At 72.6% G+C, this 10,625-nt stretch carries 11 protein-coding genes and 1 other RNA gene; 4 read left to right on the forward strand and 8 right to left on the reverse strand.

Annotated features, from left to right (window positions below):
- Positions 1-59: 59 nt before the first annotated feature.
- The 6 genes from AC559T_RS24970 to AC559T_RS24995 all read right to left on the reverse strand — a co-directional run bounded on the left by AC559T_RS24970 (position 60) and on the right by AC559T_RS24995 (position 5,725).
- Positions 60-1,250 (reverse strand): prephenate dehydrogenase, encoded by a 1,191-nt coding sequence (locus tag AC559T_RS24970; RefSeq protein ID WP_071063744.1) that lies wholly within the window; start codon positions 1,248-1,250, stop codon positions 60-62.
- Positions 1,247-2,026 (reverse strand): pseudouridine synthase, encoded by a 780-nt coding sequence (locus tag AC559T_RS24975; protein WP_071063746.1) that lies wholly within the window; start codon positions 2,024-2,026, stop codon positions 1,247-1,249. Before AC559T_RS24975 ends, AC559T_RS24970 begins: the two co-directional genes overlap by 4 nt.
- Positions 2,023-2,739 (reverse strand): SMC-Scp complex subunit ScpB, encoded by a 717-nt coding sequence (gene scpB / locus AC559T_RS24980; protein ID WP_020462537.1) that lies wholly within the window; start codon positions 2,737-2,739, stop codon positions 2,023-2,025. Before scpB ends, AC559T_RS24975 begins: the two co-directional genes overlap by 4 nt.
- Positions 2,736-3,866 carry a segregation and condensation protein A gene (locus AC559T_RS24985; protein ID WP_498870275.1) on the reverse strand — a complete coding sequence of 377 codons (1,131 nt, stop codon included), beginning with the start codon at positions 3,864-3,866 and terminating at the stop codon, positions 2,736-2,738. The genes scpB and AC559T_RS24985 overlap by 4 nt, the downstream gene beginning before the upstream one ends.
- Before the next feature lie 67 nt (positions 3,867-3,933).
- A complete protein-coding gene (locus AC559T_RS24990) occupies positions 3,934-4,623 on the reverse strand; it encodes a M50 family metallopeptidase (RefSeq protein WP_071063752.1) in 690 nt (229 codons plus the stop codon).
- 112 nt (positions 4,624-4,735) lie between these two features.
- Positions 4,736-5,725 (reverse strand): ParA family protein, encoded by a 990-nt coding sequence (locus tag AC559T_RS24995; RefSeq protein ID WP_112107811.1) that lies wholly within the window; start codon positions 5,723-5,725, stop codon positions 4,736-4,738.
- A 549-nt stretch (positions 5,726-6,274) separates the two neighbouring features.
- Here AC559T_RS24995 and AC559T_RS25000 point away from each other — a divergent pair.
- Together AC559T_RS25000 and AC559T_RS25005 are read left to right on the forward strand one after the other, a co-directional pair.
- Positions 6,275-7,375: an S-(hydroxymethyl)mycothiol dehydrogenase gene (locus AC559T_RS25000; RefSeq protein ID WP_498870276.1), complete on the forward strand. Its 1,101-nt coding sequence runs from the start codon at positions 6,275-6,277 to the stop codon at positions 7,373-7,375.
- Positions 7,376-7,501: 126 nt separating this feature from the next.
- On the forward strand, positions 7,502-8,149 hold the full coding sequence (locus AC559T_RS25005) for an MBL fold metallo-hydrolase (protein ID WP_112107809.1): 648 nt from the start codon (positions 7,502-7,504) through the stop codon (positions 8,147-8,149).
- Between the two features lie 444 nt (positions 8,150-8,593).
- Here the strand turns inward: AC559T_RS25005 and AC559T_RS25010 are convergent, their stop codons facing one another.
- Positions 8,594-9,097: a lipopolysaccharide assembly protein LapA domain-containing protein gene (locus AC559T_RS25010; protein ID WP_071063760.1), complete on the reverse strand. Its 504-nt coding sequence runs from the start codon at positions 9,095-9,097 to the stop codon at positions 8,594-8,596.
- A 120-nt stretch (positions 9,098-9,217) separates the two neighbouring features.
- Here AC559T_RS25010 and rnpB point away from each other — a divergent pair.
- Positions 9,218-9,633: RNase P RNA component class A (gene rnpB, locus AC559T_RS25015), an RNA gene on the forward strand.
- 160 nt (positions 9,634-9,793) lie between these two features.
- Here rnpB and AC559T_RS25020 read toward each other — a convergent pair.
- Positions 9,794-9,988 carry a helix-turn-helix transcriptional regulator gene (locus AC559T_RS25020; protein WP_498870277.1) on the reverse strand — a complete coding sequence of 65 codons (195 nt, stop codon included), beginning with the start codon at positions 9,986-9,988 and terminating at the stop codon, positions 9,794-9,796.
- A gap of 125 nt (positions 9,989-10,113) precedes the next feature.
- Between AC559T_RS25020 and AC559T_RS25025 the strand changes: the two genes are divergently transcribed.
- Entirely contained in the window at positions 10,114-10,503 is a 390-nt protein-coding gene (locus AC559T_RS25025; protein WP_498870278.1) for a hypothetical protein, read from the forward strand.
- Positions 10,504-10,625 lie beyond the last annotated feature (122 nt).

The following is a 10,625-nucleotide window of genomic DNA, read 5'->3' on the forward strand; positions in this document are numbered from 1 at the left end:
TGGTGGTCCCTAGAACACCTGCCGGACGGCCAACCCGGCTCAGGCTACTCGCTGGTCCGTCACGAGCGCCGATATGCCGTCCATCCGGCCCGCGTCAGCCGTTCGACGAGTCCGTCCGCGCCGTCCGGATCGACCGCGATCTCGACGATGCCGGCGGGGGCGTCCAGGCTGTGCTCGAACGGCCCGACGTCCTCGATGTTGACGTCCCACTCGCCGATCACGGCGAACAGCGCCGCGAGCTGGCCGGGACGGTCGTCGAGCACCACACCGACCCAGCCCCACGGAAGTGCCCGGGCGCCGGCCTTGCGGGGCAGCAGCGACCGGCCGTGCCGCCCGCCGTGGATCGCCGCCGTGACCGCCTCGACCACCTCGTCACGGGTCCCCTCGGCGAGCACGTCCGCGAGGTGGGTGAACTCCCGCCCCAGCCGGCGCACGCGCTCGGCGATGGGCCCGCGGTTGCCCTCAATGATCGACGCCCACAGGACGGGGTCGCTGTCGGCGAGGCGGGTCGTGTCGCGGAAGCCCTGGCCGGCGAACGGCAGGTCGTGCGAGTCGAGGCCGAGCAGGCTCCCGGCGAGCACGCTCGCCACCAGCTGCGGAACGTGCGAGAGGACGGCCATCGCGGCGTCGTGGCGCTCGGGGGTGGTGCGCACCGGTGTCGCGCCGCAGGCGAGGGCGAGGGCGGCGGTCGCCGCGATCGCGTCCGCGCCGGTGTGTGCCACCGGGCAGACCGCCCACACCCGCTCGGCGAACAGGTCCGCGCGGGCGGACACCGCCCCGTGCCGCTCCCGCCCGGCGATCGGATGGGCCGGGCACCAGGCCCCGAGATCACAGCCGAGCTGGACGGCCTCGACCAGCGGGCGGGTCTTCACGCTGCCGGCGTCGCTGACCGTCGTCGCCAGGCCGCCGCGCTGCAGGTCACGCAGCTCGGCGGCGACGGTGGGCAGCGGCGTGGCGATCACCGCGTGGTCGACCCGCTCGCCCTGCCAGGGCCGGCCGGCGCCCATCGCCTCGGCGAGCTTCACCTGGGCGCCGTCGGAGTCGCGCAGGAACACCTCCACGCCGCGCCCGGACAGCGCCAGCCCGATGCTCGTGCCGATCAGCCCGGACCCGACGACGGCCACCCGGCGCAGCTCGGGCAGGTGCGCCGGATCCCACGCAGGCGAGCCCCCCGCGGCCGCCTCGACCCCCGGGCGGACGTAGGGCGGCGAGAACCGCCCGGCCGCCGTGGGGGGCTCGCCGGGACTCACAGCCCGGTCGCCTTGTAGAGCGCCCCCACCTCGTGCCGGGTGAGATGGCGGGCGCGGCCGGCCCGCAGCGTGCCGAGCGTCACCGGGCCGAACGAGACCCGGACGAGGCGGTGCACCGGGTGCCCCACGGCCTCCATCATGCGGCGGACCACGTGCTTGCGGCCCTCGTGCAGGGTGAGCTCCATCATGACCCGGGACGCGGCGACGTCGACGATCCGGGCGGCGTCGACCGAGACGGGGCCGTCCTCGAGGGTCACCCCCGAGCGCAGCCGGCGCGGGACGTCGCGGCGGACCGGGCCGCTGATCTCGACCAGGTAGGTCTTCGGCACGCCGAAGGACGGGTGGGTGAGCCGGTGGGCGAGATCGCCGTCGTTGGTGACGAGCAGCAGGCCCTCGCTGTCGCCGTCCAGCCGGCCGACGTGGAACAGGCCGACGGAGCCGAACTCGGTGAGAAAGTCGGCGATGGTCGGCCGGCCGCGGTCGTCGGACATCGCCGACAGCACACCGCGCGGCTTGTTCAGCGCCAGGTGCACCAGCCCGGTGCGGGTGACGACGCGCTCGCCGTCGACCTCGATCACCGCCGTCTCCGGGTCGACCCGACGGCCCTGCTCGCGGACCACCTCGCCGTCGACCCGGACGCGACCGGAGTCGATCAGTTCCTCGTTGTGCCGGCGAGAACCGATGCCGGCGGAGGCCAGCACCTTCTGCAGACGGATGCCCTCGGACGCCGGGTCCCGGCGGCGGGTGCCGGGGGACTCGGATTCGGTGCCGTTCATGACGCCACGATGTCATCGACATCGTCCACACCCGGCAGCAGGGGTGCGAGCGGGGGCAGTTCGTCCAGGTCACGCAGGCCCATGCGTTCCAGGAAGTAGTCGGTGGTGCGGTACAGGATGGCTCCCGACTCGTGGTCGTGGCCGCATTCCTCGACGAGGTTGCGGGCGGTGAGGGTACGGATGACGCCGTCGGCCGAGACCCCGCGCACCGCGGAGATCCGGCCGCGGCTGACCGGCTGCTGGTAGGCGACGATCGCCAGCGTCTCCAGCGCGGCCTGGGAGAGGCGGGCGGACTGGCCGGCCAGCACGAAGCGCTCGACCCACGGGGCGCACTCGTCGGCCGTGTACAGCCGCCAGCCCCGACCCACGTGACGCAGCCGGAAGCCGCGCCCGTCCCGCTCGTACTGTGCGGCGAGCTCGGCGAGCAGTGCCTCGACCCGCCGGGCGGGGATGTCGAGTGCGGTGGCGAACTCGGCCACGCCGACCGGGTTCTCCGCGACGGTCAGCACCGCCTCGACGAGCGCGATGTCGGATGGCCGCTCGCCCGCGGGCGGAGCCGGCGGCACCCGCGGGCCCGGCGACCGGGGCGGAGCCGGCGACCGGGGCGCGGGAACCGCCCCGTTCGTGCCAGCGGGCGCGCCCGTGCCGGTGGGCCCGTCGGTGCCGGCGAAGCCGTCGGCGCCGACTGGCCCGTTGGTGGAATCAGGGGTCACGCGGTCGGTCTCCTCGGTCGCCTCGGCCGGCGGCGGCCGTCGAGCGGATCGTCCTCAGCTCCGGTGCCCTCCCCCGCTCCGGCACCGGCACCCGCACCGACGGCGGCGGTGTCCCCGGCGGGGGCGGTGCTCACCACAGGGGTGAAGGGCTCGTCCGGCTCATCCTCGCCAGAGTAGAGCGAGGCACCGACAGGACGGTCGTCGTCCTCGGGGCGCGCGACCCAGCGGACGACGAGCTCACCGAGCGGGCGCTCCTGCTCGAAGACGATCCGGCCCTCCCGGAACAGCTCCAACAGGGCCAGGAAGCGCGCGACGACCTCTATCGTCTCGGCCAGGCCCGCACACAGCGCGGTGAACGACGCGGCACCCAGCTCCCGCAGCATCCCGATCACCGCGATCATGTGCTCGCGGACGCTGACCCGGGGCAGGTGGACGTGGTCGGTGGCCACCTGCGGGGGCAGCGGCGGCTCACGCAGCCGGTCGGCGAGCGCGGCGAGCTCGGACGGCCCGATGCTGATCTGCACCTCGGGCAGCGCGGCGGCGTAGCGCGGCTCCAGCGGCACCGCCCGCGGGACGAACCTCGACTCCAGCGCCATCATCGCGGTGAAGATCGCGGCAGCCTCCTTGTAGGCCCGGTACTGGAGCAGCCGGGCGAACAGCAGGTCACGGGCCTCCAGCAGGGCGAGGTCCTCGGCCTCGTCGTCGGAGATCGCGCCGGGCAGCAGGCGGGCGGCCTTCAGGTCGAGCAGCGTCGCCGCGATCACCAGGAACTCGGTGGCCTGGCCGAGGTCGAAGTGCTTGCCCAGCCGCCTGATGTGCGCGACGAACTCGTCGGTCACCTGCGACAGCGCCACCTCGGTGACGTCCAGCCGATGCTTGGCGATCAGCGAGAGCAGCAGGTCGAAGGGGCCGGAGAAGTTCTCCAGCTCGACGACGAACGGCTCGGTGCGCCCGCCACGCGCGGTCGGCACGGCGGCCCCGGCAGGCGCGGCGGGCGCGGCGGCCTTCATCGGCCTGGCGGGTCCGGTGGACCCTGTGGGAGCAGTGGGCCCGTTGGGCACCGGTTCGTCCGCTGCCGGGCCGAGCACGCCCACACCGGTGGCCGTGTCTGTCCCGGACGAGCTCATACGGCCACGTTACGCCCTGTGACGTATCATCCCGACGTGCACACCGGCCGCACCCACCTGGGCCCGCCTACGGCAGATCGATCCCGATCAGGGAGCCCAGGCCGCGGGTGAGCGGCCAGATCAGCTGACCGATCACCGACGGGAACCCGGGGAACAGCACCGGCAGGATGATCACCGCGAGGAGGATCACCACCCCGACGTTGCCCTCGGTGAGCCGGTGGTTCGCCTTGCGCCAGCCCTCGGACTGCGGGCCGAGCAGGAACAGGATGCGCCCGCCGTCCGTCGGCGGCACCGGGACGAGGCTGAGGATGCACAACGACCCGAAGGTGATCGCCATCCACAGCAGCAGCTCCACCGAGAAGGTGCCGCCGACGATCTCGGCCGCGCGGTCCCCGGTGTCGATCACTGCGCGCTGCGTGAGTGCGCGTGCGCCGGCGAGCGACGCGAGCGCGAGCAGCGCGTAGGAGAGCGGGCCCGCGAGCAGGGCGGCGGCCACGTGGAAACGGCGCTTGCGCCAGACGTCGTTCATCCGGATCGGCTCCGCCCACCCGGCACCGCCGATGAGCACGCCGACCCAGCTGAACGGGCTGATCCGCTGGGTGCCCACCCCGGCGGTCAGCCGCCCGGAGCGCCTCGGGATCGGGTCACGGGCCAGCCGGGCCGCGAGGATCTGCGCACCGTCGTGGACGACGATGCCGATGACGAAGGCGAGCACGATCCCGAGCAGCGCCGCGGGCTCGGCGAGGTGAAACAGCACGGCTTGTCGTCCGTCCCCGATCCGTCGTCCTACCTCCAGGACCCGCCGACCGGGTCCCGCTGCCTACCGGCCCACCGGCTGGCCGACAGGTCAGCCGGTGGGCCGGCCCGGGTCACCCGACCGCGGGCGGCGTCGCGTAGCGCGCCATCAGCTCCCGGGCCAGCCGACGGTATCCGGCCGCACCGACAGATGTCGGCGCGTAGGTCGTGATCGGCTCCCCGGCCACGGTGGTCTCCGGGAACCGTACCGTCCGGTTGATCACCGTGTGGAAGACCTCTTCGGGAAACCGCTCGACGACCCGGGCGAGCACCTCGCGAGCGTGCAGCGTACGAGCGTCGTACATGGTCGCCAGGATGCCCGCGAGCTCCAGGCGGGAGTTCAGCCGCTCGCGCACCTTGTCGATGGTCTGCAGGAGCAGCGCCACCCCGCGCAGCGCGAAGTACTCGCACTCCAGCGGAACCATGACGGCGTCGGCGGCCGTCAGGGCGTTGACCGTGAGCAGGCCCAGCGACGGCTGGCAGTCGATGAGGATGACGTCGTAGACGTCCATCACCGGGGCGAGGGTGCGGGCCAGGCTGTGCTCGCGGCCGACCTCGGTGACCAGCAGCACCTCGGCGGCCGACAGGTCGATGTTGCTCGGCAACAGGTCGAGGCCCTCGACCTGGGTCTCGACGATGGTGTCCTGGATGTCGGCGTCGCCGCCGAGCAGCAGATCGTGCACGGTGACCTCGAACTGCATCGGGTTGATGCCCAGGCCCACCGAGAGCGCACCCTGGGGGTCGAAGTCGACGAGCAGCACCCGCCGGCCGTACTCGGCGAGCGCGGCCCCCAGGTTGATCGTGCTCGTGGTCTTGCCCACGCCGCCCTTCTGGTTGCACATGGCGACGACCCAGGCGGGGCCGTGTGAGCTCAGTGCCGGCGGGACGGGGAACACCGGCATCGGACGCCCGGTCGGACCGGGCTTGCCGACACCCTCGTCGGGTTCCTCGCCCCCGACCTCAAGCCGGCCGTCCTCGGACAGGCGGGGCTCGCCGACCGTCACCTCACCGTAGTAGCGGCGGCCCGGCGGACCGGAGACCGCGGCGGAGTCGGAACGGACCACGGTGTACCTGCTCCTCACGACTGCTCGGGCAGTCCCTGCGTGAATACCTCTGGTTCGGGTGCCCCTGCTTCGGCTGTCTCAGCTTCGGGTGCGTCCGCATCAGCTGATACCGCATCAGCTGTTACAGCGTCGGCTGTTACTGCTTCCCGGCGGAGGTCTCCTCCTGTGACGAGCAGAAACGGACCGGTTGGAGCGTACCGACCCGGACCCGGTATCGGCGGTCTCGGGGGCCGCCAGTCGGCGTGTCGCGTTCCTCGCCTCATGTGTGACTCGAACTTCGGTGCCCACCCGGCGCGTTTCGCGGCGATATCTGCGGTACTTCATCTTGCGCTCCATGTACCCGAAGCGCACGTTGCCGCACACCGTCGCCTACGTCACCGCGTACCCGCCGCCTACGTCGCCGCCGCCGGACCGGACGCCGCGGGCGCAGAGCCGCTCCCCCGCCCGCCGGCTCCGGTTGCGCGACGACATTGCGGTGAGATGACGGTCGGGTGTTGGCTGACGTCCAGGTGAGTCGGTGATGACACGGCGATGGTGAAAGGGAGTGCCATGACGGATGGCCCGCAGGCAGTGACGGTGGAGGCGGTCGTCGCGGTCGAGAAGGGCGCGCCGGTGGCGCTGACACGGATCATCGTGCCGCCGCCGGGCCCCGGGGAGGCCCGGGTCCGGGTGCAGGCGTGCGGGGTGTGCCACACCGACCTGCACTACCGCGAGGGCGCGATCAACGACGACTACCCGTTCCTACTCGGCCACGAGGCGGCCGGGACGGTCGAGTCCGTCGGCGAGGGGGTCGCCTCGGTCGCCCCGGGTGACTACGTGGTGCTGGCCTGGCGGGCGCCGTGCGGGACGTGCCGGTCGTGCCTGCGCGGGGCGCCCTGGTACTGCTTCGACTCCCGCAACGCCGTCAACCCGATGACGCTGCAGGACGGCACCCCGCTCTCCCCCGCGCTGGGCATCGGCGCCTTCACGCCGCTGACACTCGTGGCCGCCGGGCAGTGCGTCAAGGTCGACCCGGCCGTTCCGCCGCAGGCGGCGGGCCTGATCGGCTGTGGGGTCATGGCCGGCTTCGGCGCCGCGGTGAACACCGGACGGATAACCCGCGGCGAGACGGTCGCCGTCTTCGGCTGCGGCGGGGTCGGCGACGCGGCCATCGCCGGCGCGTCGGTCGCCGGCGCGCGCCGGATCATCGCCGTCGACGTGGACGACCGCAAGCTCGAGTGGGCCCGCGGGTTCGGCGCGACCCACGTCGTGAACTCCCGGAACGAGGACCCGGTGGAGGCCGTGCGGGCGCTGACCGACGGCAACGGGGCGGACGTCGTGATCGAGGCGGTCGGCCGCCCCGAGACCTACCGGCAGGCCTTCTTCTCCCGCGACCTGGCCGGACGGCTGGTGCTCGTCGGCGTGCCCGACCCGTCGATGACCGTCGAGCTGCCGCTCATCGAGGTGTTCAGTCGCGGCGGCTCGCTGGCGTCGTCCTGGTACGGCGACTGCCTCCCGACCAGGGATTTCCCGATCATCATCGACCTGCACCGCGGTGGCCGGCTCGACCTGGCCGCGTTCGTCACCGAGACGGTCGGCATCGGGGACGTCGAGCGGGCCTTCGAGCGGATGCGGCGAGGTGACGTGCTGCGCAGCGTCGTCCTGATCTGAGCGCCCTCCCGTTCCGGTGAATCCGGACGGGTACAGCGGGCCGACGAAGTGCCTCAGGGGCAGGCCGGACGGGTACGGTCGTCCCGGGTCGGCCGGTGCACGAACCGGCGCGGAGAGGAGTTTCCTGTGGCGGTCAGCGGCGGTCAGCGGATCGATCGGGTGATCACCCGCGGTGACTTCACCCTCGACGGCCAGTCGTTCACCGTCGACAACAACGTGTGGCTCGTCGGTGACGAGCAGTCGGTGGTCGTCGTCGACGCGGCCCACGACCCGTCCGTCATCGAGGCCGCGGTGGACGGCCGGCGGGTGTCCCTGATCATCGCGACGCACGGCCACAACGACCACATCAACGCGGCTGCCGAGCTGGCCGACCGGGTGCGCGCCCCGATCGCGCTGCACCCGGCCGACGCGGTGCTGTGGCGGCAGGTCTACCCCGAGCGCGGGCCGGACGAGGCGCTGCGCGACGGCCAGGTGATCCCGATCCCGGGCGGTTCCCTGCGCGTGCTGCACACCCCCGGCCACTCCCCGGGCGGCGTCAGCCTGTTCGGGGAGATCAACGGCGACCCCGTGCTGTTCAGCGGGGACACCCTGTTCCGCGGCGGCCCGGGGGCGACCGGCCGGTCGTTCTCCGACTTCCCGACCATCCTGAGCTCCATCCGGGCGAAACTGCTCACCCTGCCCTCCGGGACGGTCGTGCACACCGGCCACGGCGACGACACGACCATCGGCGAGGAAGCCGTGGACTACGACGACTGGGTGCTCCGCGGCCACTGAGCTATTCCGGTGCGGCGATCACCGTGAAGCCGTCGGCGGCGCGTTCGAAACAACCCGCGTTTGAACGTGAAGGCGGCGCGCCTGTCGTGCGGTACGCGGTGTGCGGGACCGGCCGTTCCCGCGGGATTTCCCGCCGAGATCCGAGGCGGGATCAGAGCCGATCAGAGCCGGGATCAGATCAGCGTTCGTGCGCCGCATTCGCCGGGCTGATCGCCTTCGTATTCGCCTGGGCATCGGCGGTAACGAACCACCGGTCGAGGCGAAGGCGAAGTCCACGAAACCCGGACAGATCATGATGACCGGCGCGACCGGCCGGCAGAACACACCGGCAGAACCAGCGGATCGGCTGATCCGTGCACCCGGCCCGGTTCACCCGGTCGAGCTCGATCTGTCGGGTGAGGCGGGCCGGGTGGCGGAGCGGAAGGGTCAGCCGGCTCGGGCGGCTCAGGCGGCTCGGTCCTCCCGGCGGAGCTGGCGCAGCTGCCGGCGCAGCCTGATCTGTGGGATCACGCCGATCAGAAGCCCGACCAACAGCCCCGCGGCGGCGGAGGCGGCCAGCGCGGCGGCCACCGACATCACCTGGGTCGACCCGAACAGCCAGATGCTCACCCGCTGGTCGTTCTTCACCACGAACACGATGACCGCGATGGCGATCAGCAGCACCAGCACGGTGATCGCGTAGGTCGAGTAGGCGACGCCCCGGCGGGCGGCCCGGCCGGCCCCGCGACCGGTGGGCCCGGTACCGGTGCCTGGCGCGCCGGGAACCGCTCCGGGCACCGCCGGCGGAACGGCACCGGACGCAGGCGGCGCCGGCGGGACCGCGCCGGCCGGCGGGTACGAGCCCGGGACGGAGGTCGGCGGGCCTCCGACCGGAACGCCCGCGGCCGGCCCGGAGGCCACCGGACGCGGCTGCTCACCCCCGCCACCTGGCTGCTGTGGTGCCGTCATCGCCCGCCCCCTACCCATCGGTACCTGTCGGGCCCGCGCGGTCGGGAGTCGCTCCCCCCCGCCGCCTCACCCCGTGCCCGAAGTCTAGGACGGCCAGTGCCATATGCTGAGCAGCGCGGACGAGTTGGCCGGACGGTCGCGTCGGTACCGGGGCGCGAGCCCGGGTGCCGCCGAGGAACGTCCGGGCTCCACAGGGCGGGGTGGTGGGTAACGCCCACCCGGGGTGACCCGCGGGACAGTGCCACAGAGAACAGACCGCCGGTGCCGCCATGGCGCCGGTAAGGGTGAAACGGTGCGGTAAGAGCGCACCAGCGCCCGGGGTGACCCGGGCGGCTAGGTAAACCCCACCCGGAGCAAGGCCAAGAGGCCCCGGCCGGTCACGGTCGCGGGCTGCGCAGGCGTCTGAGGGCTGCTCGCCCGAGCCTGCGGGTAGGCCGCTGGAGGCCGTCGGCAACGGCGGTCCTAGATAGATGACCGTCACCGGCAAGCCGCGAGGCGACCCGGAACAGAACCCGGCGTACAGGCCAACTCGTCCGCGCTACCAGCGCAAACACCCGGATCATCCGCCCTACCAGGGCGTTTGACATTGCTACATCTTTCGTGCCCTTGCACTCCCTCTCGACTGTCACGGTCCAGAGACGGTCCAGAGATCAAGAACGGCCACCCGATCGGGTGGCCGTTCGTCGTTGCAGAGCGTTATCCGTCCGCCTTGTCTGGACGGTTCTTCGTGATCCATTCTTCGACGTCGCCTTCGGCCCACACGCGGATGTGGCCGACCTCGCCCACAGGTTCCGGGAAGTCCTCGCGATGGGAGAGCTGACGGACGCGTTCGGAGCTGACCTTGAGTCGGCTCGCGACGTCCTTCGACGTCCAGAGCTTCGGAATTCCCATGGGCGAATCCTACTTGCGCAGCGCCCAAGGGATGCGTAGGTTGGGCAGTGCCCAAGTGGTCCCGACCGGAGCTCTCACCCTCCAGTCGGGACCCGATCCGACCCTGAGCAAGCAGGAGCCGAACCGTGCTGTCCACGATCCCATCTCTCGCCCCCGGCGGGCACCTGAGTCCCACCGGCCGGGCCCGCGTCCGCCAACTGCTCGCGCGCCGTCTCGGCGAGGGCCTGGCGGCCACCCGCGCGACCGTGCTCGCCGAGCTGCACACCTCCCGCCCGGCCGCCGGCGGCATCACCCCGGTAGACATCTCCGTCACGCTGGTGACCAGCCCTGACCGCCCGGACGCCACCCCCGATCCGACCCCCGACGCGCCCGTCACCTTCGCCGCGGCGGCCGACCGTCTCGGCGTCAGCGTGGCCACGGCCAAGCGGTACGCCGCGCCCTCCAGTGGCAAGCTCGCCCGCCTCGGTGACGGCATCTCCCGCGTCTCCCTCGAGGCCATGGCGGCAACGCGATGAACCCGTTGATCCCCGCGGCCGACCTCGAGCCGACCGCCGAGCAGATCGCCGAGGAGCGGGCGCGCTTCGCCCGGTGCGCCAACTTCGACGCGGCCCGCGGCGAGCTGTCCGTCGCCATGGTG

It is taken from the genome of Frankia sp. Hr75.2 (assembly GCF_949319125.1).
In the GTDB taxonomy this organism is placed as follows: Bacteria; Actinomycetota; Actinomycetes; order Frankiales; family Frankiaceae; genus Parafrankia; species Parafrankia soli.